The organism is Bacillus sp. (in: firmicutes) (assembly GCF_031983925.1).
Taxonomy (GTDB): Bacteria; Bacillota; Bacilli; order Bacillales; family Bacillaceae_G; genus Bacillus_A; species Bacillus_A pacificus.
Window position 1 is genome coordinate 639,701 of sequence record NZ_DALYZR010000002.1, and the last position, 21,147, is coordinate 660,847.

The following is a 21,147-nucleotide window of genomic DNA, read 5'->3' on the forward strand; positions in this document are numbered from 1 at the left end:
GATTACATACTATCATAACGACATGAATAATCTCCATGCAATATTTATTTTCACATTGGAATATGATAGTTTAAATGATATAATCCACATGAAATATTCAGAAAATAAGGAGGGGTTCATGTGTCATTAACACTTGTCTTTTTTCTTGTTCTCTTTACCTTGTTTTTAAGTACATACATTGGATTTTTTCTATGGAATCATTTAAAAATTATAAAATACACACCCGCTTTCGTTGACTTTATGAGCGTTCTTTTCATTTTTATATGGAAGAGGATGACTTTCGGTTGGGAAGGTCTCGGTTTTGGCGCACTTCAGTATACAATTTTCACCACAAGCTGTCTTACACTTGTATTGGCTTCCTTTTTAGAATCAAAATCTGTTATGAATTGAGGTTTATATATTGATTGACGTACCCTTTTTAAAAAATGTCACATTAAAAAAAGAAAATATCCCTAGTTTTTCCGTATATCCTTACTGTCTACCCGCTATCCGGACATTACAATCACTAGCTTTCCATCCAAATGTAACATTCATTATTGGAGAAAACGGAACGGGTAAGTCAACATTACTCGAAGCGATTGCAATTGCTTTAGGATTTAATGCCGAAGGTGGAACGAAAAACTTCCGATTTAGTACAAACGATTCACATTCGTCTTTACATGAATACCTTCGAATTTCCAAAAGTTTCAATACACCAAACGACGGTTTCTTTCTTCGTGCTGAATCATTTTATAACGTTGCTTCTTATATTGATGAAATAGATGCTATAAAATCTTATGGCGGTGTTTCACTTCATGAACAATCCCATGGTGAATCATTCTTCTCCTTATTTATGAATCGTTTTTCAGGACAAGGTTTATACATTTTAGATGAGCCCGAGGCCGCCCTATCACCAATGAGACAACTTTCTATGCTCATTCGAATGCACGAACTAGCGGAACAAGGTTCACAATTTGTTATTGCGACGCATTCTCCTATTTTAATGGCTTATCCTGAATCCACTATATACTCTTTAACACAAGAAGGAATTCACGAATCCGCCTTAGAAGACACCGAGCATTACCAAACGACGAAACTTTTCTTTGAAAATCGCGATCGATTATTCCATCATCTATTTGAGTCGTAAAAAAAGAAGCAGCAATAGCTGCTTCTTTTTTATAGTGCTTCTATAAATAATGCTACTCCAATACCGCCGCCGACGCATAGAGAGGCAATTCCTTTTTCTAATCCGCGTCTCTTTAATTCATGAATTAAGCTTACAGTAATACGAGCTCCTGTACAACCGATTGGATGTCCAAGTCCTACACCACTACCGTTTACATTCACTTTTTCACGATCTAAACCTAATTCTTTCTCTACAGCTAAGTATTGCGCAGCGAAAGCTTCATTAATTTCCAGTAAATCTGCATCTTCTAATGACCAATCTACTTTTTCTAATCCTTTACGAATTGCTGGTGCTGGTCCAATACCCATAATTTTCGGATCTACTCCAGCTACTGAATACCCAACAATTCTAGCTAACGGTTGTAAGCCTTTTTCTTTCGCTTTTTCTTCGCTCATTAATACTAAAACCGCGCTTCCGTCATTCAGGCCAGATGCATTCCCTGCAGTTACTGAACCGTCTTTACGGAAAGCTGGTTTTAATCCAGCTAATTTTTCTGCTGTAATATCAGCACGTGGATGTTCATCTTTTGAAAATACTACTTCTTTTCTACGTTCTTTTATCGTAATAGGAACAATTTGATCGTCAAAGTATCCAGACTCAATTGCCTTTAGCGCCAATGTATGACTGCGAAGCGCAACTTCATCTTGTTCCTCTCTTGTAATTTCATATTGTTCAACTAAATTTTCCGCTGTTTCCCCCATCATAATATGATGAATCGGATCTTCTAACACTTCCCACACCGTATCACGAATTTCTCCGTGTTGTAGACGTTGTCCCCAGCGGTGTTGTTTCAATGCATAAGGGCTTGAACTCATTGCTTCTACTCCACCTGCAACGACAACTTCACTTACACCTAATTGAATTTGCATTGCAGCCGACATAATTGCTTGCATACCTGAAGAACATTGGCGTTGGATTGTATAGCCCGTAACTGTGTCAGGAAATCCTGCCGCTAATGCAGCCGTTCTCGCCGTATTTGCTTCATCAGTTCTTTGAATACAATGACCTAAAATCACTTCATCAACTTCGTGTGGTTCTACCCCGCCTCGTTTTACAGCTTCCTGAAGTACAGGAACAGCTAATTCTACTGGCGTTACATTTTTTAGCGCTCCCCCAAAAGTTCCAATTGGCGAACGAACTGCAGCTGTAATAACAACATTATGCATTTTGCACTTGCCCCTCTCTTATGTACCCTAGTCAGTTTTTAGGTGAAATTCCATAAGATGTATGTCTACACCTATCATACTATAAACATACTAAAAAATCAAAATATTTAATATAATAAAAATAGAAGGAATTAACCTTCTATTCTGTTAATGCATATAGAAATTTTTGTAAAATCTTCTCTGTTGTTTTATTCAAATTCGGTAACTTATCTACCGGAAAATATTGAAGCTGTAACCCTTCATGGTCAAGCCTTAATTCTCCACTCACATGATGCCCCTGATACAGATGTATGACATTAAAAATTTCATCTCCATTTGGATATTGGAAGTACACTTCTTTTCCCGAAAGAACCCCGATAAATTGCATAATTTTCGCATTTAGTCCCGTCTCTTCAAACAGTTCTCTGCGAGCAGTTTCTTCTGTCGTTTCTCCTAGCTCCATCGCCCCGCCAGGTACACCCCAATCATATGTATCTGAACGATATTGAAGCAATACTTCTTGATTATCATTTAAGATAATAATTGCTGACCCTACTAGAATAAGCGGCCTTGTACCAACGACTTTACGTAACTCTTCAATATACCCCAATATGTAAACTCTCCTTTCCTCACCCTTCCTTATCATAACAAAATTTTTCTCCTTTTGTTGATGTAATTTTAAAGAAAAAAAAGGAAGCTTTCGCCTCCTTTTTTTCACCTTTATTTCTTAAAACTTTCATATTTTACAGCTTCAAAAGCTTCTTCAATTTCATCATTACGATAATGGACATATGTAAAACGTCCTAATTCTACTAATCTTGCTATTTCTTGTAACGCTTTCTGTTGCTCATATGTTTCTTCCAGCTTAATATGTACATAAAATTTCATTAATGGATGTTCATATAAAGGTTCTCCCACCTCTACATATACATCTTCTACCCCTTGCACAACTCTTACATAACTTGCAAATTGATAAAGAGCTTCTCTGTCTGAAACGATTTTTAATGTATACATATATTCTCCCCCTTTTCTTTACTATATCAAAAAGATGATCACACTACGTTATAGAACTATGAAATTTTTTCGACTTGTAATAAACAAGGCGGTTATCCATACATAGAGTCTTTTCCCAACATATATTATAGGAAGAATTTTTCAGTTGAGGTGTTCCTTATGGATCCATACGTCAATATATGTATTTGCATTACGCCAGGCGCCGATATTTCTAATGATCGTATCGCAAAAGATTTAGCAGTTGCAGAGTCAATTTGGCACCCGATTACATTTCAAATTAAAGAAGTAATTATTTTAAATGAACTTTTTCGTTTTTCTGACCGCGAAATTAGTTATAAAAATTCTATTCAAAGTCAGGAAAAATTAGCATCCTTTTTCCAAACATGTGTGAATGAAGCTCCTGAATGCGACCTTTATATTTGTTATATTGGCAGTGATTATTTCAAAGAAACAGCAGTCATTGCCTGTGCTTACTCTTTAGCGAAACAACAGCAACTTACTGGTTATATCGTTTTAACAAATTCAGCTGCCCCCATGAAAAATATATATACGCTCGCTCACGAAATCGGTCATATTTTATTTACAAGACGTGTTCACGGAAAACTTACTCACGCTGATCCTCATTCCCCAACTGGCTCGGAGCACCATCCTTCTCCAACAAATCTTATGTACCCTATCGTACCTCGTCCTGAAAATGTCCATATTCAATCCCTATTAACGAACGAACAAAAAGCACTCTCTTTACAAAGTGCTTTATTGCAAAGAAAAAAACAGTAACGCTCTTGTTACTGTTTAAAACAATATATTCCAATCAACAAACCAAATTCCGGCTGCAACGGATGCAACTATACAACTAAACATAAATACAATTACTCTAAAAATCTCTATATAATATTTCTTTGGAAATATTTTTTTGCATATCCAGAGCAGCCACTTTCCTATTAAACCGAAGAACAACACATAACCTGATGTGTCATCTAATAAAGTATCGAAATAGTCATCGTGTAACTTTTTCGAAAAGGTAGTATATAGCCCAAAAATCGTTAAACCTAAAAATGTAATAGACAATATACCTAGAAATATACTTTGCATATTTGTTCTCCTCTCAATAAAAAATTCAGTTCGTTCGCTATTAATATAAAGCTAGCTTACAGTTTTTTTCTCCTCAATTTTCAAAGACCATCTCATTAATACATATAAACTTCCGTACAGAAGTAACGGCTCTAGCATTCCCCAATATGGGTTGTTCTTCCCTAATTCTTTAAATACAAACATAATGAATAGCGGGACAATAACAGTTAATATCCCAATCCAGCCAAGTATGTATGCTTCCCCAATTAACAGTACTAACAAGATAACTCCAGCTAGTATATAACTTTGTATAGTCGTTAATTGTAATACAGGTGTCCCATACCATTTATTCATAAACATCAATAATATTAGTAATAAAATCGGTAGCAATGCTGCTACATAAATAATGCTAAATTCTTTTATTTTACTCTTAAATGATGACATTTTAAAAGCAAATATAATTCCTACAATCGTAATCATTAAAACAATTGGGTATCCAATTAATTGTACATTCGTTAATGTAAATTCATGATTTGGGCTTTCAAATAAAATATTTGTAAGTAACCAATATCCCCCTATTCCAATTATCATTCCTAAAATAGTCTTTATACTCCCGCCTTTATCCTTTTCCATCTCTTTCGCTAATTCTTCTGCATACTCTTTTGGCGAATCACCAAATATATCACTTACCGTTTTCCCTTCTTTCTCACCTTCAATTAAATGAAGTTCTGCATCTTCTAAAAAAGCGTCAACATCTTCTTCTTTAATTCCTTTCGTTATTAAATATACTTTCGTATCAATTAAAAACTTTTCTCCTTCTTTAGAAATCTTCATGATAATCCCTCCCTTATTAAACCGTCTCTCTTCTATTCGTCTTCATCATAATTTCAAGGAAAATTAAAATAAACAAACTTCCGTATAAACATATAATTTGAAATAACATTGGAACAAGGTCTTCTGATGTAAATGTTTTAAACAGTAACATAATCGAAAGTGGAATGATTAAATATAAGTTTTTAAACCATCCATCAAAATATATATTTATCGCTACTGTAATAATAAAAATCCCACCAGCTAATATATAACTTTGCATTTGAGTGAATATAAACAGTTTTGTTGGATAGACCACATCTAATACCGTAACAACCCCCATTAAAAACATTGGCGCGATCATAACTAAAAACCACATAGAAAACCACGTTTTTGTAAAACTTGTTACGAAAGTCATTTTGCGAAGTAGAAAATTAGGACCTATAACAACTAAAATCAATGACAAACTATACCCCACGCACTGAATCAGTGACATCTGTAATAATCCGTTATTCACTATTAGGATAGAAGCAATAATCCAAAACGATACGATATTCATTACTGTAAAACCAATTTGCTTCCACGTTTCCTGTCTATCTCTTTCCATCACTTTGACAAGTTCATTTGCGTATTCTTTCGGTGAGCTTCCGAAAATTTCTTCTACGCTTTTCCCATCACTCTCACCTTCTATTAAATGAAGTTCTGCGTCTTCGATAAAGCTTTCAATATCACTTTCTTTCACACTCTTTGCAGTCAAAACCAATCTCATATCTAATAAAAACTTTCGTGCTTCATTTGATAGCATTATTTTCTTCTCCCCTTCCCTTCAAGTAGACGTTCCACACTACTTTGCATCGCTTCCCAGCGATCCATAAATTCATCTAGTGCATCTTCGCCATTTTCTGTTAACGTGTAATACTTCCGTTTTGGACCAGATGGGGATTCCTTCATTACACTTGTTATGAGTCCTTCCTTTTGCATTCGTATTAATAACGGATAAATACTTCCTTCACTTGCCATTGTAAAGCCATACTTTGCTAGCTTCTCACTCATTTCATAACCATATATTTCACCTTCAGAAATAATAGCAAGTAAGCATCCTTCTAAAATCCCTTTCAGCATTTGACTTGTCGACATAATTCAAATCCTCCCACTATCTTGTTTTACAAGATAGACAAGCGTAAGTATCTTGCTTTACAAAATAGTATAGCAAAGACTATTTTGCAAAACAAGATAGCTAACAATATTTTTCCAAATCTTTGCAGGATTTTTATTATCCACTCTCTAAATAAAGCGATAGGAGAACTTTATTACGAAGGGATGTTTTTCATCATGGTTACAAATCGAGTTGTTTTTTTAACAGGTGCTGCAAGTGGTATTGGTTATGAAATGGGACACGCTTTTGCAAAAGAAGGTGCAAAAGTTGTTATTACCGATCGTCTTGAAGAACGTGCAAAAGAAGCTGCTGAACAACTACAAAAAGAGGGATTTCAAGCTATCGGCTTAAAATGTGATGTTACATCCGAAGAAGAAATAGAAGCATCCATTTCCCAAACTGTTACTCATTTCGGTTCATTAGACATATTAATTAATAACGCAGGCATGCAACACGTTTCACCAATTGAAGATTTTCCAACCGAAAAGTTTGAGCTACTAATTAAAATTATGCAAATCGCTCCTTTTATCGCCATTAAACATGCCTTTCCGATTATGAAAAAGCAAAAGTATGGCCGAATTATTAATGTCGCTTCCATTAATGGCCTCGTTGGATTTGCAGGGAAATCCGCCTACAATAGCGCGAAACATGGTGTAATTGGATTAACAAAAGTTGCTGCTTTAGAAGGCGCTACGCATGGTATTACTGTAAATGCACTGTGTCCTGGTTATGTCGATACCCCTCTTGTACGTAATCAACTACAAGACTTAGCTACTACACGAAATGTACCACTTGAAAATGTTTTGGAGGAAGTCATTTATCCACTTGTACCGCAAAAACGCTTATTACAAGTACAAGAAATCGCGGATTATGCAATCTTTTTAGCGAGCGAAAAAGCGAAAGGTATAACCGGGCAAGCTGTCGTTATCGATGGTGGTTATACTGCTCAATAAAAAATAAAGTTTGCTCACAAAGAGCAAACTTTATTTTTTATCCCGGGGATCTTCCTACTTTAGTAATTGTTTAGGGAGTTTCTCGATTGCAACAATTACCCCATCTAATTTGCTTTCAATTCGATGGAGTAAATATAATGTTACAACAATCGGAAACCCTACATTACCTATCATCTTGATCCACTCTTCCATTCTTTTTCCCTCCTTTCATTATATAAATAAGAGAAAAGAACACATTTAGGCATAAAAAAACAAGCTATTAATATGTAATACTGAACCTAAGATAATTAAATAAATATCATTATTACTACACGACGACGCATGTTGTTTAACAATGTAGTTTTAAGGCGTATCAACACTTTGCTTGATACGTCTATTTTTTATGTTTTTATCATTACATTCAACCTCTTTATGACCACTTTTATTACTACATTTATCAAGGTGGCAAATTAATTATTAGATAATAAAAAGCTTATCCGTCTGTTAACTAGTGATAAAGAGGATCTAACCTTTCTAAGTAAAATCGGAGGAATATTTGAGTCAATTTGGATCGATAAGAAAGTAGTAATTATTCCAAACATACCAAAAAGATATGCATTTACCGTTTTGTCAGGGATGTTAACGAGTTTAATCGGTGAATGGATTAGAAGCGATTTTGAAGAAACACCAGAGCAGTTCTCTCAAATTGCTGTTTACATGACCAAAGAATTACCGAAAAGTTTAGTAGCAAAATACGAGAAAAAAGACTAGCCACTTTAGCTAGTCTTTTTATTATTCATCTATCATGTTTCTGACAATTAATTGAATGGAGTGTATTTTTTAATCTTTATATAATTTCTTTACTTAACAGTACAAAATCTACCAATTATTGTTTATACCTCCTTTTTGTGGGACACACTAGAACGTATAACCTGTTTAACAGCATGACAAATCAAGTGATACTAAAGGGGGATTTATATGGAGAAGTGTTTCACGTTTAAAGAAGTAGCAGCCCTAATGGGCTATAAGAATGAAGAAACTATAAAAAGAAAGATAAAAGATGGAATGTTTCCAAAAGCCTTTCAAAATAGTCGAAAAGAAGGTTGGAAGATACCTGCAAGCGATGTAGCAACATTAACTGGCTCTTCCCTAGCAAAAGTTCAAGGTAAAAAGAAATCTCTATCTCCGGATTACAACAAATCTGAATTAGTCAAATTGGCATATCAAGTGACAACTCTTACTTCCCCTCCAGAAGAAGTACATAAAATTCTTATCTCTTTACCATTGGAGCGTGTGCTTGAAATTTGTCTCATTATAAGGCAACAAAGTAGACCGATTGATGAACCCTACAAGTTTGTCAAAGCAGCTAAAACGAAGAATTGGATGCCAGATCCGATTGCAGATGGAGAAAAAAAGAGATTGGTGGATTTGACACAGCGTGACTATGAATCTTTGGCATTAAAGGAACAACAGACAGAAACGATTTCTCTCTACAATTGGCTGGAACAGGAATAAAGGTGGTTATATAAAGATGGGAAGTTTGTATCATCACGTAAAATGCCCCGAAGGGGTAAAAGCTAAGAAGTTTAAATTAATTGTACTGGACAAACACCTTAAACCATTCTTTCCCCTTACAGTTTTTTATAAGGAGGCATTGGGCGGAATTACAGAAAGTAGTGCAGAATCCTATCTAAAAACACTCTATACTTTTTTCACCTGGTTGCATACTGACAGTAATTATCAAGGAAGAGCTGTAAATTGGGATGATGAACCCCACATTGTACGGATAGCCATAGAGGATTTTTTGATGCATAAAGCTCATTGCAAGGTTACAACAAGCGCTAGCAAAACGTATTACGATGTAAAGTTAACAAATATAAGTCCTAATACTGTCGGTAGGATGTTAAGTGCTTTAAAATCTTTCTACAAAATCATGATACGTATGAAAATATACCTTTCTCCCAACCCACTTATTGATGCACACGCTATTTTAGACGAGTATGAAACGCAAATAGAGGGTGTTAGGGAAGGCAAACCTAGAATGCCTAAAGAAGCAGGTACAGAAGAACCTTTATCTAAAAGGGGTCGAAGATTAACCAACTCTTTTTTTAAAATCATAAATGGCGAGTGGAAGCCAGAGATTATTGATGATCCTCACCTCCCCTTTATGATTTATAAGGCTGGAAAGGATAGTAAATGGAAGCTTAGAGATGAAATTATTACAACGATGCTATTTCAAACCGGGGCTAGAGCGACAGAAGTTATCAAACTTACATTTGGAGACTATCGTGCTAGGTATGATAAGGGTGAGTTTTCCACCTTTAATAAGGGAAGCGATGGAATAAGAACAAAGTTTTTGAAAGTAGATACTGACACGTTAAAACTACTCGATCGTTATATCCATGGTGCTAGAAAAAAAGTTGATAAAAGTGGTTTGAAAATGAATGACATACCTGATGAAATTCCAATATTTCTTAATCAGTATGGCAATCCCTACACTTATGATGCATTTTTAAAAAATTGGATAAACATCATGAAAAAAGCAGAAATAAAAATCAATATTCATAAAACACGTCATTGGTTCGTGACCCGTAGTATTAGGATGATTCGCGAAAAATACAAGGATAAAGTAGAACAGGATTATGCAATTGGACGATTACGGATTTATATGAATTGGAGCGAAAAAGCAGACACAATAAAAGTCTATGAACATCATGTTGATGAGAAGGATTATGTGGTAGAGCAACACAATAAATTGTTAGAAATGATGAAAAAGGATCAGGAGGAGTATTTAAATCAGCTAAAACCTCGTAAGAGATTTAAACAACCTTCGGTTGAACCTCGAAATAAAATTGCTCAAATGTCTGAAAAACAACATGAATTAATGGATTTTATTAATGAATTGAATAGTTAATCTATAAATAAGCCTAAGGGTGTGGGAATGTGATTGATGAATTAAAAAGCAAACTATGGTATCAAGATTTAAAAGGAAAAGTTGATGACAACGTCCTTACATATCAGGATAAACAAGGCTACTTTTGGGATAAGGTTAACCCTGTGCATTTGCGTTACTTCAAAAACAAGTGTTGTGGTTACCCTTTTACAAACCACTTAGCGCTAGGATTGATAGTAATATCCAATCAAAACTTAAAGCCTAAGACTGTTCATACAAATATTGGAAGTATAAATATCTGCCTTAAGCAACTCTTTCAAGAAACCAAATTGGCAAGTCTTAATGATTTTGAGGTAGATATACATCTGTCCGATTATCTACGAAGGGAGATTCTTCCCTCCCATTCAGATAACAAGAGAATTCAATTCTTTACTAGTTATAAAAATGTTGTAAAAAGCGTGCATAAGTGGCATTCGACCAAGTTGACAAGGGAGCAACAAGAAATGTTCGCCCCTTTTTTACTCCCTCAAACACACCTAGATAGTAGAGATTTTAAAGTTAATAAAGCAGCAAAGGACGCTTCGAAAAGGAAAAGGAAGTCTGAAACGGACGCAATTTCCAAGGAATTTATAAAAATTCGTGCCGAAGGTGGGTTTCGTTTAAACCAGGTTAGGCGTTTGCGACAGAAATATCTTGAGGTTGTAGAATTTGTAAAAGATAACGAATATCCTCTTCCTTTTGAATTTTCTTATATTGAAAACAAGGAACGCGAAGATAGATCAAAGGAGCTTTTCTTGTTTCGATTATGGGATAAACCTTCTTTCGTACTTCATCATAGTAAAAATTATTCTGACACTACCATTAATAATGCAAAGGGGCGAAGAGCTACTTTTTTAGATGAAAACAACGAATACTTCGTCGAGTTTTTAAACGCTGCAATATTAGATGATGAAACTGGTAAACCCGCAGAAGAAACTGAAGGTTTTTGGTTTATACCCATTTTAGAACATCAATTAATCGGAAGTTGGTACCGATCTTTAAATAAAGAACAAATAAATGAAAGGTTGAAAGTACTTGAAATCTATGGATATAGGGAACCCGATTCAAAAGAACTTAATAAACCTTTCCAACCCGATCATAAAGGTATTCTAGCACAAGGGACTTTTATAACTAACTCCCAGGAATATGCCGAGGGCATCTTAATGAACGTTGAGATTTTGTATATAACAGCTTTGTTTGGTGCGACGGCACTAGATATATTTACGTCTTCAGGTGCAAGGTTAGGTGAAGTGGCGCAAGTTCATCTTGGTATTGGGTGTTTAGACCAGGTAAATATCACTGCTCCCGAAATAAATGAAGGAAAAACATCGTACATATTTAGAGCTATTCCGAAAGGAAGAGAGGAGCTAGCAGTTTTTTATACGACCAAAGATACTTTTGATTTAATAAAGGAAATTGCTTTTCACCTTAGAGATCAACATTATAAAGGCTCAATTCCAAGGGTGGATTTCCGTTATTCGAAGCAATCTGGTGAATCGCGGCCAGACCAACCCTATTTATTTCAGTTCCATGGTAAACATTTTGGAGAGGTGACTTTTGCATGTGTTTTAAATTTCATCTGTTTTGGATTGATCTATGAAACACAAGACAAGAAGTTGGTAAAATTGAAACCACACTTATTACGCCACGGTTTTGCGACACACGCTGTACAAGCAGAAGACCTTCCGATTGACGTCGTAGCAATGATTCTTAATCAAAAGGATTTAGACGTTACAAAATATTACTCTCAACCTACCCAAAGCCAAGTAGCCGATGTTGTGTCCGACTTTCATACTTCCATGGCTACTACAATTGATATGATGAAAGAAGTTTTAAGACAACCAGAAGAGATACAAGCCCTTTTTGAGCGTCAAAGAGAAATCAGCGGCCCATTTAGTAAAACCGTTGGGGGTACATGTGTTACTAACAAGATTTGTCCAACAAAACTTGCATGTGTAGGATGCAGCACTAAAATACCTGAGCCAGAACAAAAAGATGAATTACTTGAATATCTAGATTGGGCAGAAAAATCGAAGGAGTATCACGAGGAAAAAGGTTTCAAACTGGAAGTTTTGAAAATGAAAAAAACGATACATGATGCGAAAGCTGAATTGAAAGAAATAGCATTAATCGAGGAGTATAGGAGAGATAAGGAAAATGAGCCAAGACTTATCCATAGAAAACCATAAAAGTGGTCTAGAGCGTGATTATGAAAAAAGAAGGGTTAACTCCTTCGAACTAGGTAAAAAAGCAATAGATACCCTCCTTGCGGAGGGCAAAGAAGTTACCTTGCACAATGTATCTAAAAAGACAAAAGAACTCGATGAACAAGGCAAAGGGATTCATTTTAATACTATTAGAAATCATGAAGAACTCTATGCGTATTATAAAGAAAAGAGTAAGAGCTATAAGAAAAAACAAAAAGAGCTAGAAAAGCATCTTCCCTATCGCGAAAATGAAAAACATACTTTTCATGAGTTCGAGCAATTAAAGACGGACAGAAATTTAAAGAATGTGTACAAACAGTATATGCGTTTAACAAAGAATGAATTAGCAACGCGTTTGATAGAAGCTGAGCAATATATAGCAGAAGGAAATCTAGAGTATTTGGAAAAGTTATTTGAGACATACGAGGGATAAAAATTGAATTGAAACAATAATTTGTCGTTGTTCCCACATAAAAAAATAGTAAACAAAGGTTTTATTTAGTTTAATATTAAAAAAATAATGTACTACAAAGATAATTAATGTATTACATAAAGAGACATGGATTAGAGCTAAAAAAGCTTCAAAATGATAAGTGCTTTATACGGTTAATAATGTATACTGGAGGACCAATTAAATGAGTGATATTTATAAAATCGCCGGTGAAAATATAAGAGTATTCATTGAGTCTAGAGACTTAATGAATACATTTTTAATGGAAAGAACCGGGATTTGCAAGAATGCTTTTTATTATATATTGAACGGCAAGGGTAACATAGAAGAGTATATTAAAAAGCTAAGTGATTTCTTAAAAATAGATGATTCTATGTACTTTTATAAAACTGATTATGACTATGCTAAGCCTAAAAACCCATTGCATCTGTACAAAGACATGAAAGTAGGAACTAATTTTATAGTGTAGAATGCTGAATTATCTATAAATCCCTTTCATTTAGTACCCATTTTCATGTCCGCATATCGTGACAAGAAAATGGGTACTTTGTAAAACCAGGACACCAAAGTGGAAACTTTCTAAAAAAAGCAATTACTAAATAAATGTGAAGTTAAAATTCAATTCTACATAAATAGGGGTATCACCACATCGCTATCACGCTAAGGTTTTAAAGTACCTCCTAAATGAAATTTTATCTTGCTAAGATATTTTTGCAAATCTTATTATACTACGTTAAGGGACTATTTACCCTCTATTTATGATATTAAAATTGAAGTGAGATATATGTGAAAATAACTCAAATATTTAAGGATTGTATTTTATATATTTATTATTTAAAAATAACTTTGACATATAATTCACTTTATTTTATAGTAAGTACTACACTAACTACTAAAGGAGTTATTATGGAAGAACTTTATAAAGAACTTCAGAAATGGGGATTTTCGCAATATGAATGTAAAGCGTATATAGGCCTTTTAAAAAATTACCCTATAACAGGATATGAAATAAGTAAAAGGTCAGGTGTACCTCGTTCAACGATTTACGAAGTGGTGGCAAAATTAATAGATAAAGGTGCGGTTTATACAGTTCCTTCTGATCCTGTAACCTACGCTCCCTTGCCAGCTAAAGAGTTAATTCGTCGATTACGTAACAACTTCGAAAACTCTATGGATTATCTTGAAAAGAATTTATCTGCTTTAGAAAGTGAACAAGAAGTAGATGTTATTCATCGTATCAGCAGTGATGAGCATGTTGTTGCTGAAATAATTGATATCATAGATAAAGCAGAAGAAGAAATATGGTTGTCAATTTGGGAACCACAAGCCTCGTCTATAAAAAGTGCTATAGATAGACGTATAAATGAAAAAATCCATGTTTTTTCTATTCTTTTTGGAGCACCTGATATGCAACTTGGTATAACTACTCATCATAATTACATGGCTCCCGAAGTAGCTGAGGAACGTATGAATGGTCGATTAACGATTGTCGCACGAGACAATGAAGAAGTATTAATTGCAAATTTTTCTCCAAATACACCTGCATGGGCAATAAAAACAGAAGATCCAGCCCTGGTATTAATTGCAATGGAGTACATCAGACATGACATTATGTTCTCAGAATTAGTTAAAGAAGTTGGTCCAGAGAAAACGGAAGCTCTTTGGAAAAACGATTCTAATTTATTTCATGTTGTCACTGGAAAACGGTTCAAATAAATTGAACCGTATTTTCTTTCATTTTTTTAATAGTAGTTAGTGTGTTAGCGTCTAGTTATTCGGAAATAAGGAGGGAATGAAATGAGTCTGTCGAACGTCCAAGTGAATTCATCTCAGAGAGATGAAGATAGTTTTATCAAAGGAGTAAAAGATTGTATCCCTACATTACTGGGTTATTTAAGTATCGGAATAGCAGCAGGTGTTATTCAAAAAACTGCGGGACTTAGTATAGCTGAGATAACTCTCATGTCTTTAATCCTCTATGCTGGATCTGGTCAGTTTATTGCTGCAGGAATGATAGCAACAAGCAGTTCTCTTACTGCTATTATTATTACGATTTTCTTTGTTAATCTTCGTCATATTTTACTTAGTGCAGCACTAGCACCTTATTTTCGACATCTTTCTCCATTTAGGAACATGTTAGTAGGTTCTCTACTTACCGATGAGACATTTGGTGTTGCTATTAGCGAAGCTGCAAAGAAAAAACAAATCAGTGAAAGATGGATGCATGGCCTTAACATAACAGCTTATATAAATTGGCTTGTAGCAAATTTAGCAGGAGCATTTTTGGCACAGTGGATTTCCAATCCTGAAGAATTCGGTCTAGGATTTGCCTTGCCAGCAATGTTTATAGGGATCCTTATACTAACAATGTTAGGGCGAAGCACAATCAAACTAGATATCATTGTCGCAATTATAGCAGTTGTTATTGCTGTAGGAAGTTCTTTCATGTTGTCCAGTAGTATGGGGGTTATTGTTGCTACAATTATCGCTTCAACAATAGGAATGGTGGTGGAAAAATGGAAGTAAGGTGGGGAGTTTTTTTAATTATTCTAGGGTCAGCTATTGTAACGTTTATTCCAAGGGTCGTTCCTCTTATGGTATTAAGCCGTTTTGAATTACCAGAATGGGTAATGCGGTGGTTAAATTATGTCCCTATTTCTGTTATAGCTGCTTTGATTGGCCAAGAGATATTTATACATGATGGAAAGATTGCATCACTTACAAGTAACATTGAATTTTTTGCAGCTATACCAACTTTCTTTATTGCTATAAAAACACGTAGTTTATTGGGAACTGTACTGGGAGGTATTATTTCCATTATAGTTTTGCGTTTTTTGTTTTAAAACTAAATACCGTATTCAATCAATTATCACGTTTAAATGCCAAGCCATTGTACAAAAGATAACTATAAAGCCGCGGGATAGAAGAGAAGGATTGAAATATATGTTGAATTAATATCGTAGCATACTTGGATTGAACTGATATTCCGCGTCTTAATAATCTTGTAAAGCCCTAAAATAAAAAAATATGCATTTTAACTTGGAAAAGCAATTTTTTCATTTTGGTGTATTTATTTTTTTTACTTGAGAAGCATGTGATTTTATCAGATTAAAAAGCTATCTTGTTTGGTCTTGAATTTGAAAGTAGTTTGATCACTCATGATTCTATAGTATTTCCAGATAAACTAGAGAAAATAGATGAAGAAATAAAAAGTACAAGGGATAAAAGCTCAGCTTTAATATTCCCTGAAGAAAATTTAAAAAAGAAGTAGAAGTTATATCAATCGTTTTACAGAGCAATAGTAAAATATACCCTTCAAATAGACGGATAAAATAATAAATTTAGATACCGATATGGAATAGTGTTTATGGAATCGATTTCTATAATTTTCTACAGAAAAATATCTTTGATTTTTTGCATACTTTCACAATATATATTGTGAATTTAATAATTTTGAATTAGCCAATATCTATATACATGTATGCATGCCATAAGCATTCGAAGAACACACCTTATTTTTCAAAGGGGATACAGAAGATATGAGTAAGTTATTTAAAAAGAAATCTGTTACACAATTATTAGATCCTAGTAAGAGTAAAACCTTAATGAAAACATTGGGTTCATTTGATTTAGTTATGTTAGGATTAGGTTCAATAATTGGAACGGGAGTTCTTGTGTTAGCAGGATTAGTAGCAGCAAGAGACGCTGGACCAGCAGTTGTTTTTTCATTCGTATTGGCAGCAATTGTATGTGGATTTATAGCTTTATGTTACGCAGAAATTGCTTCTATACTTCCGGTTTCAGGAAGTGTATATACGTATGCCTATGCAACAATTGGTGAATTAGTTGCACATTTAGTAGGTTGGATGCTACTTTCGATCTATATTTTAGCGACAGCAGCGGTTGCCAGTGGGTGGACAGGTTATTTTCACAATTTAATAAGTGGATTGGGTTTAGATATGCCAAAATCACTGTTAATGATTCCATCTCAAGGTGGTATGATGAATCTACCAGCGATGGTCATTACATTAATCATTACATGGATGTTATCGCGTGGTACAAAGGAAAGTAAACGTATCAATAATATAATGGTGTTAATTAAAATTGGAATGGTTATATTATTTATTGTAGTTGGTGTATTCTATATAAAGCCAGAGAACTGGGTACCGTTTACACCATATGGTGTAAGTGGAGTTTTAGCTGGTGGGGCAGCAGCATTCTTTACTTTTATGGGATTTGATATATTAGCAACTTCGGCAGAAGAAGTAAAAGATCCACAACGAAATCTTCCCATTGGTATTATTGTATCGTTAATCATATGTACACTTATATACGTTATAGTGTGCCTTGTTATGACAGGAATGGTTTCCTATAAAGAATTAAATGTACCTGAAGCAATGGCTTATGTAATGGAAGTAGTAGGACAAGGTAAGGTCGCTGGTGTAATTGCTGTAGGAGCTGTCATTGGTCTTATGGCTGTTATTTTCTCTTCTATGTATGCCGCAACACGAGTATTCTTTGCAATGAGTCGTGATGGACTGTTACCCAAATCACTTGCGAAAATTAATAGGAAGACTGGAGCACCGACTTTTACAATTGGCTTGGTGGGAATAGGAAGTTCTTTTATAGCTGGGTTTATTGATTTAAAAGAATTAGCGAACTTAGTTAATATTAGTGGTTTGGTAACGTATTCAATGGTGGGAGTATCAGTTATTGTCCTTCGCAAAACTCATCCGAATTTAAAGCGTGGCTTTATGGTACCATTTGTACCTATATTGCCAATCATTTCAATTGCAAGTTGTGTATTTTTGATGTTTAATTTACCATTAAGAACATGGTTGTACTTCTGCATTTGGATAACTATTGGAGTAATAATATATTTTGTTTATTCAATAAAACATAGTAATTTAAATGAGGAAGCAATTTCAAAAGCAAAAGATAAAATAGTCAAATAATTTCGATACCGATTAATTTAAACACCAATAAAATATAAAGATGAAACATTAATACATTTAATCCCAAAAGATCTTTTTTTCCATTTTTTTCTTAAATAAATTACATCCTTTCGAATATATTTGTATGGTTTAACATCCCGTTAATAAAAATACATCACTATTAAATAGTGATGTATTTTTATTTTAGAAAGAATCGTTATACGCAACTGTACCTTTTAATTAATAGATTTGCTATTAAAAATCATGGTAAAGATGTACGTAGACATATATAACTAAAGTAATTTCTTTTAAAAAAAGTACCCACTTTCATGTCCAAAAACAATGATAGAAATAGAAGTACCCACTTTCATGTCTTTGTACAGCATCGTAAAGAAGCGCTTTTGAAGCAAGTTGCTGGTAGAAACAACAATCACGAACTGAAGGACAGTATAAAAGTGTTCTTTGAATTTGTAGAGTTAATTGATGTATTGAAAGCTATACAAGAATGAAGACAGAGAGGGAATGTGTAATACTGAATCTAAAGTAATTAAAATAAGATATACTATACGACGACGCATATTGTTTAATAGTGTAGTTTTAAGGTGTATCAGCGCTTTGCTTGATACGCCTATTTTTTATAATTTTGATTACTAATTGTGGTACCGCTACATGTCCCTAATTGTCGTAATAAAAGGAGTGGATCCCCCACTCCTTTTCTATTATCATATAATTGTTTAACAACATGCTTTCATTGCTAGATATAGCCTTAAACTTCATTATCCTTATCTTTCAGTAAAATATGTATTAGCTTGTTTTTTCAAATAATGATGCAATTTCTCGCTTATAATCTCCACGTATAATACCTCGCTCAGTAATAATGCCTGTAATTAATTCGTTTGGCGTTACATCAAATGCTGGATTATAAACAGTAGTTCCAACTGGCGTTACTTGTTTCCCAAAAATTTTCGTAACTTCTGTTTCATCTCTTTCTTCAATAACAATTTCAGCTCCTGTTTGTTTCGTAATATCAAATGTCGATAACGGAGCTGCAACGTAGAATGGGATACCGAAGTACTTTGCTAATATAGCTAAATTCATTGTTCCGATTTTATTTGCTGTATCCCCATTTGCGACAATTCGGTCCGCTCCTACAATAATTGCGTTGATTTCTTTCGTTTGAATAGCATGAGCTGCCGTATTATCTGTAATAAGCGTTACATCAATACCTGCCTGTTTTAATTCCCAAGTCGTTAAACGCCCGCCTTGTAAAACTGGTCTCGTTTCACATGCATATGCATGTAAATGTACACCTTTTTCTTTCCCAATATAAAACGGTGCTAGTGCAGTACCATATTTAGCAGTTGCAATACTGCCAGCGTTACAAATCGTTAAAATGTTATCACCATCTTGAAAACATGATAATGCATGTTCTCCAATACTCCTGCATACTGCTTCATCTTCTTGCTGAATGAGAAGCGCTTCTTCTTCTAATATTTTTTGTGCTTCTTTTATTGTAGTAATTTCTTGAATAGATTCTCTCATACGATCGATTGCCCAAAATAAATTGACTGCTGTCGGGCGTGACGTTCCCAAATAATTACAATCTCTATTAAACTTCTTTTGAAATTCTTCAATATGTAAAGTAGTATATTTTTTTGCTACAAGCGCCAAGCCAAATGCAGCTACAATTCCAATTGCCGGTGCTCCTCGTACTTCTAGCATGACAATACTTTTCCATACCTCTTCAATCGTCGTTAATGTTTTATATTCTGTGCTATGCGGCAACTTTGTTTGATTTAATACTGCAATAGCATCCCCTTTCCAACTGACAGACCTCGGAATCGTAACAATTGTACTCATGCTTTTACCCCTCCAGAAACTGTCTGTTGAAATAATGTTCGGAACAGTTGAATATCAGCGTTTTTAGATTCATATTTTATTAGTTCTTTACCTAAGTATAAAGCTTGTTTCTTGGCTTGAATTCTCTTTTCTTTATTTGCTATTTCATCTAAATCAGCTACATGTGCTAAGCCAATTGTTCTTCGGATAAGCTCACATCCAGCAAATCCGACCACATCCGTAAAAATATTTTGCAAAATAATCGGCAACCATTGTTTTTCTTTCGTATATGCTTCTACACCTTCTCCAATCCATAACTTTGTAAAAGTGTCTACGAAATAGCTCCATGTTTTCTCAATATGGAAAAATAGCACACTTCTCTGTTCTTCCTCTCTAGATAGAGCATTTAATAATAGGTTTGCAATAAATTGACCAAGATCAAATCCAAATGGGCCATAAGTTGCAAACTCCGGATCAATCACTTTCGTTTCAGAAGGTGATGAAAAAATACTACCAGTATGTAAATCACCATGAATAAGTGCTTCTTTTCTCGTTAAAAACTTATATTTATATTGTGCTACTTTTAATTTTAAAGTTTTATCACTCCACAATTCATCAACCGCTAGTTGTAATTCCGGCTCATAATCATTCGTATCGTAATGGCCAAACGGATCTGTAAACACTAAATCTTCTGTAATCTTGCAGAGGTCTGGGTTTACAAATGTACCTTCTAGTCCCCTTTTCTCTTCTGACTGTAAACCGAAATCTGAAGTATAAAATAAAACATTTGCTAGAAAACGACCGATATGTTGGGATAAAAGTGGATATTCTTCTCCATCTATTAATCCTTTTCTTGTAATTGTTAGTCTTGATAAGTCTTCTATTACTGTTACTGCTAACTCTTCATCATGACTGTGCACTACCGGAACATAATCCGGTACATACTTCGCAAAAATTTTCAGTGCCTTGCTTTCAATTGTCGCTCTTTTTATAGATAACGGCCAGCTTTCACCAACTACTTTCGCATATGGCAGTGCCTGTTTTATTATAATAGACTTCTCTCCATCATCTAATTTGAACACGTAATTTAAATTTCCATCTCCAATTTCATGACAAAATACATTTGCTTTCTTTTCAAAATAACCGTGTTCTTTCGCATATTGTATAGCTGTTGTTTCAGTTAATGCATAATATCCCATCGTCTTCTCCCCCTTTTTTATATTCAGAGGTTTTTCTGACGTAGAAAAACCTCTTTCCACTAAGAAAGAGGTTTGAAGTTTATCTTCTCCCCTCTTATCTGCCAGAAAGTTTTACTTTCTGCTGGAATTAGCACCGTGCCTTTTGGCGTAAATAAACGCCCCATTTCACAATGGTATTACGGTCGGTTGCTGGGCTTCATCGGGCCAAATCCCTCCACCTGCTCTTGATAAGAGTTGTATAATTTTTTAGAATTTTTAACTTTATGTTGAAGACTATACCAAGAATAAAAAT

24 protein-coding genes, 1 pseudogene and 1 riboswitch are annotated in these 21,147 nt (G+C 34.4%); of the genes and pseudogenes, 15 read left to right on the forward strand and 10 right to left on the reverse strand.

The features are described 5' to 3' along the window. Nucleotides 1-120: 120 nt before the first annotated feature. Nucleotides 121-390, forward strand: a complete 270-nt coding sequence (locus RTP99_RS09225) for a hypothetical protein (RefSeq protein WP_000059967.1) — start codon at nt 121-123, stop codon at nt 388-390. A gap of 10 nt (nt 391-400) precedes the next feature. After that, on the forward strand, nt 401-1,126 hold the full coding sequence (locus tag RTP99_RS09230; RefSeq protein WP_000567988.1) for an AAA family ATPase: 726 nt from the start codon (nt 401-403) through the stop codon (nt 1,124-1,126). A gap of 29 nt (nt 1,127-1,155) precedes the next feature. Here RTP99_RS09230 and RTP99_RS09235 read toward each other — a convergent pair whose 3' ends face one another. The 3 genes from RTP99_RS09235 to RTP99_RS09245 all read right to left on the reverse strand — a co-directional run bounded on the left by RTP99_RS09235 (nt 1,156) and on the right by RTP99_RS09245 (nt 3,324). Then, nucleotides 1,156-2,331 carry an acetyl-CoA C-acetyltransferase gene (locus RTP99_RS09235; RefSeq protein ID WP_000552083.1) on the reverse strand — a complete coding sequence of 392 codons (1,176 nt, stop codon included), beginning with the start codon at nt 2,329-2,331 and terminating at the stop codon, nt 1,156-1,158. 139 nt (nt 2,332-2,470) lie between these two features. Beyond that, nucleotides 2,471-2,920: an NUDIX hydrolase gene (locus tag RTP99_RS09240; protein ID WP_000540524.1), complete on the reverse strand. Its 450-nt coding sequence runs from the start codon at nt 2,918-2,920 to the stop codon at nt 2,471-2,473. A 110-nt stretch (nt 2,921-3,030) separates the two neighbouring features. Continuing rightward, the gene (locus RTP99_RS09245; protein WP_000288328.1) at nt 3,031-3,324 is read right to left on the reverse strand and encodes a DUF3928 family protein; all 294 of its coding nucleotides are present in this window, start codon (nt 3,322-3,324) and stop codon (nt 3,031-3,033) included. A gap of 159 nt (nt 3,325-3,483) precedes the next feature. On the opposite strand from RTP99_RS09245, the gene RTP99_RS09250 reads away from it, so the two are divergent. After that, nucleotides 3,484-4,101 carry an ImmA/IrrE family metallo-endopeptidase gene (locus RTP99_RS09250; RefSeq protein ID WP_000371624.1) on the forward strand — a complete coding sequence of 206 codons (618 nt, stop codon included), beginning with the start codon at nt 3,484-3,486 and terminating at the stop codon, nt 4,099-4,101. Between the two features lie 15 nt (nt 4,102-4,116). Here RTP99_RS09250 and RTP99_RS09255 read toward each other — a convergent pair whose 3' ends face one another. From RTP99_RS09255 to RTP99_RS09270, 4 genes are read right to left on the reverse strand one after another with little or no spacing between them, the layout of a single operon-like run. Further along, nucleotides 4,117-4,416, reverse strand: a complete 300-nt coding sequence (locus tag RTP99_RS09255) for a hypothetical protein (protein WP_001190633.1) — start codon at nt 4,414-4,416, stop codon at nt 4,117-4,119. A gap of 51 nt (nt 4,417-4,467) precedes the next feature. Continuing rightward, nucleotides 4,468-5,229: a DUF1129 domain-containing protein gene (locus tag RTP99_RS09260; protein WP_000703257.1), complete on the reverse strand. Its 762-nt coding sequence runs from the start codon at nt 5,227-5,229 to the stop codon at nt 4,468-4,470. 16 nt (nt 5,230-5,245) lie between these two features. Next, the gene (locus RTP99_RS09265; protein ID WP_000950453.1) at nt 5,246-6,010 is read right to left on the reverse strand and encodes a DUF1129 domain-containing protein; all 765 of its coding nucleotides are present in this window, start codon (nt 6,008-6,010) and stop codon (nt 5,246-5,248) included. Then, nucleotides 6,010-6,342 (reverse strand): PadR family transcriptional regulator, encoded by a 333-nt coding sequence (locus tag RTP99_RS09270; protein ID WP_000107991.1) that lies wholly within the window; start codon nt 6,340-6,342, stop codon nt 6,010-6,012. Before RTP99_RS09270 ends, RTP99_RS09265 begins: the two co-directional genes overlap by 1 nt. A 195-nt stretch (nt 6,343-6,537) precedes the next feature. On the opposite strand from RTP99_RS09270, the gene RTP99_RS09275 reads away from it, so the two are divergent. Further along, nucleotides 6,538-7,314, forward strand: coding sequence for a 3-hydroxybutyrate dehydrogenase (locus tag RTP99_RS09275; RefSeq protein ID WP_000258421.1), 777 nt, complete (start codon nt 6,538-6,540; stop codon nt 7,312-7,314). 54 nt (nt 7,315-7,368) lie between these two features. Here RTP99_RS09275 and RTP99_RS09280 read toward each other — a convergent pair whose 3' ends face one another. Further along, entirely contained in the window at nt 7,369-7,506 is a 138-nt protein-coding gene (locus RTP99_RS09280) for a YvrJ family protein (RefSeq protein ID WP_000393326.1), read from the reverse strand. A 276-nt stretch (nt 7,507-7,782) separates the two neighbouring features. On the opposite strand from RTP99_RS09280, the pseudogene RTP99_RS09285 reads away from it, so the two are divergent. The 11 genes and pseudogenes from RTP99_RS09285 to RTP99_RS09335 all read left to right on the forward strand — a co-directional run. Continuing rightward, a pseudogene (locus RTP99_RS09285) lies at nt 7,783-8,064 on the forward strand (TetR-like C-terminal domain-containing protein); the annotation flags it as partial. 207 nt (nt 8,065-8,271) lie between these two features. Continuing rightward, a complete protein-coding gene (locus RTP99_RS09290; RefSeq protein ID WP_312365363.1) occupies nt 8,272-8,808 on the forward strand; it encodes a hypothetical protein in 537 nt (178 codons plus the stop codon). 16 nt (nt 8,809-8,824) lie between these two features. Then, a complete protein-coding gene (locus RTP99_RS09295; protein WP_000535226.1) occupies nt 8,825-10,207 on the forward strand; it encodes a tyrosine-type recombinase/integrase in 1,383 nt (460 codons plus the stop codon). 29 nt (nt 10,208-10,236) lie between these two features. Further along, nucleotides 10,237-12,414, forward strand: a complete 2,178-nt coding sequence (locus RTP99_RS09300) for a site-specific integrase (RefSeq protein ID WP_000564630.1) — start codon at nt 10,237-10,239, stop codon at nt 12,412-12,414. Then, on the forward strand, nt 12,383-12,865 hold the full coding sequence (locus RTP99_RS09305; protein ID WP_000076213.1) for a hypothetical protein: 483 nt from the start codon (nt 12,383-12,385) through the stop codon (nt 12,863-12,865). Before RTP99_RS09300 ends, RTP99_RS09305 begins: the two co-directional genes overlap by 32 nt. A 202-nt stretch (nt 12,866-13,067) precedes the next feature. After that, entirely contained in the window at nt 13,068-13,352 is a 285-nt protein-coding gene (locus tag RTP99_RS09310; RefSeq protein ID WP_001280550.1) for a hypothetical protein, read from the forward strand. Nucleotides 13,353-13,789: 437 nt separating this feature from the next. Continuing rightward, entirely contained in the window at nt 13,790-14,599 is an 810-nt protein-coding gene (locus RTP99_RS09315) for a TrmB family transcriptional regulator (RefSeq protein ID WP_000392022.1), read from the forward strand. A gap of 81 nt (nt 14,600-14,680) precedes the next feature. Then, entirely contained in the window at nt 14,681-15,409 is a 729-nt protein-coding gene (locus tag RTP99_RS09320) for an AzlC family ABC transporter permease (protein ID WP_000059160.1), read from the forward strand. Continuing rightward, nucleotides 15,400-15,726, forward strand: a complete 327-nt coding sequence (locus RTP99_RS09325) for an AzlD domain-containing protein (RefSeq protein ID WP_000453927.1) — start codon at nt 15,400-15,402, stop codon at nt 15,724-15,726. The genes RTP99_RS09320 and RTP99_RS09325 overlap by 10 nt, the downstream gene beginning before the upstream one ends. Nucleotides 15,727-16,422: 696 nt before the next feature. Beyond that, on the forward strand, nt 16,423-17,838 hold the full coding sequence (locus RTP99_RS09330; protein ID WP_000039968.1) for an amino acid permease: 1,416 nt from the start codon (nt 16,423-16,425) through the stop codon (nt 17,836-17,838). Nucleotides 17,839-18,146: 308 nt separating this feature from the next. Continuing rightward, complete coding sequence (locus tag RTP99_RS09335; RefSeq protein ID WP_000042080.1) at nt 18,147-18,326, forward strand: hypothetical protein; 180 nt, start codon at nt 18,147-18,149, stop codon at nt 18,324-18,326. 295 nt (nt 18,327-18,621) lie between these two features. Here the strand turns inward: RTP99_RS09335 and mtnA are convergent, their stop codons facing one another. Then, the gene (mtnA, locus tag RTP99_RS09340) at nt 18,622-19,677 is read right to left on the reverse strand and encodes an S-methyl-5-thioribose-1-phosphate isomerase (protein WP_000104589.1); all 1,056 of its coding nucleotides are present in this window, start codon (nt 19,675-19,677) and stop codon (nt 18,622-18,624) included. Continuing rightward, a complete protein-coding gene (mtnK, locus tag RTP99_RS09345) occupies nt 19,674-20,855 on the reverse strand; it encodes an S-methyl-5-thioribose kinase (RefSeq protein ID WP_000542620.1) in 1,182 nt (393 codons plus the stop codon). Before mtnK ends, mtnA begins: the two co-directional genes overlap by 4 nt. Nucleotides 20,856-20,946: 91 nt before the next feature. Continuing rightward, nucleotides 20,947-21,089: riboswitch (SAM riboswitch) on the reverse strand. Nucleotides 21,090-21,147 lie beyond the last annotated feature (58 nt).

Excerpts from the sequence above, each read along its gene's own strand:
- RTP99_RS09305 (WP_000076213.1), top strand. The coding sequence starts at position 12,383 with ATGAGCCAAGACTTATCCATAGAAAACCATAAAAGTGGTCTAGAGCGT.
- RTP99_RS09275 (WP_000258421.1), top strand. The coding sequence starts at position 6,538 with ATGGTTACAAATCGAGTTGTTTTTTTAACAGGTGCTGCAAGTGGTATT.
- RTP99_RS09265 (WP_000950453.1), bottom strand. The coding sequence starts at position 6,010 with ATGCTATCAAATGAAGCACGAAAGTTTTTATTAGATATGAGATTGGTT.
- RTP99_RS09250 (WP_000371624.1), top strand. The coding sequence starts at position 3,484 with ATGGATCCATACGTCAATATATGTATTTGCATTACGCCAGGCGCCGAT.
- RTP99_RS09315 (WP_000392022.1), top strand. The coding sequence starts at position 13,790 with ATGGAAGAACTTTATAAAGAACTTCAGAAATGGGGATTTTCGCAATAT.
- RTP99_RS09270 (WP_000107991.1), bottom strand. The coding sequence starts at position 6,342 with ATGTCGACAAGTCAAATGCTGAAAGGGATTTTAGAAGGATGCTTACTT.
- RTP99_RS09325 (WP_000453927.1), top strand. The coding sequence starts at position 15,400 with ATGGAAGTAAGGTGGGGAGTTTTTTTAATTATTCTAGGGTCAGCTATT.
- RTP99_RS09235 (WP_000552083.1), bottom strand. The coding sequence starts at position 2,331 with ATGCATAATGTTGTTATTACAGCTGCAGTTCGTTCGCCAATTGGAACT.
- RTP99_RS09320 (WP_000059160.1), top strand. The coding sequence starts at position 14,681 with ATGAGTCTGTCGAACGTCCAAGTGAATTCATCTCAGAGAGATGAAGAT.
- RTP99_RS09290 (WP_312365363.1), top strand. The coding sequence starts at position 8,272 with ATGGAGAAGTGTTTCACGTTTAAAGAAGTAGCAGCCCTAATGGGCTAT.
- mtnA (WP_000104589.1), bottom strand. The coding sequence starts at position 19,677 with ATGAGTACAATTGTTACGATTCCGAGGTCTGTCAGTTGGAAAGGGGAT.
- RTP99_RS09310 (WP_001280550.1), top strand. The coding sequence starts at position 13,068 with ATGAGTGATATTTATAAAATCGCCGGTGAAAATATAAGAGTATTCATT.
- RTP99_RS09330 (WP_000039968.1), top strand. The coding sequence starts at position 16,423 with ATGAGTAAGTTATTTAAAAAGAAATCTGTTACACAATTATTAGATCCT.
- RTP99_RS09280 (WP_000393326.1), bottom strand. The coding sequence starts at position 7,506 with ATGGAAGAGTGGATCAAGATGATAGGTAATGTAGGGTTTCCGATTGTT.
- RTP99_RS09255 (WP_001190633.1), bottom strand. The coding sequence starts at position 4,416 with ATGCAAAGTATATTTCTAGGTATATTGTCTATTACATTTTTAGGTTTA.
- RTP99_RS09245 (WP_000288328.1), bottom strand. The coding sequence starts at position 3,324 with ATGTATACATTAAAAATCGTTTCAGACAGAGAAGCTCTTTATCAATTT.
- RTP99_RS09335 (WP_000042080.1), top strand. The coding sequence starts at position 18,147 with ATGTCCAAAAACAATGATAGAAATAGAAGTACCCACTTTCATGTCTTT.
- mtnK (WP_000542620.1), bottom strand. The coding sequence starts at position 20,855 with ATGGGATATTATGCATTAACTGAAACAACAGCTATACAATATGCGAAA.
- RTP99_RS09260 (WP_000703257.1), bottom strand. The coding sequence starts at position 5,229 with ATGAAGATTTCTAAAGAAGGAGAAAAGTTTTTAATTGATACGAAAGTA.
- RTP99_RS09295 (WP_000535226.1), top strand. The coding sequence starts at position 8,825 with ATGGGAAGTTTGTATCATCACGTAAAATGCCCCGAAGGGGTAAAAGCT.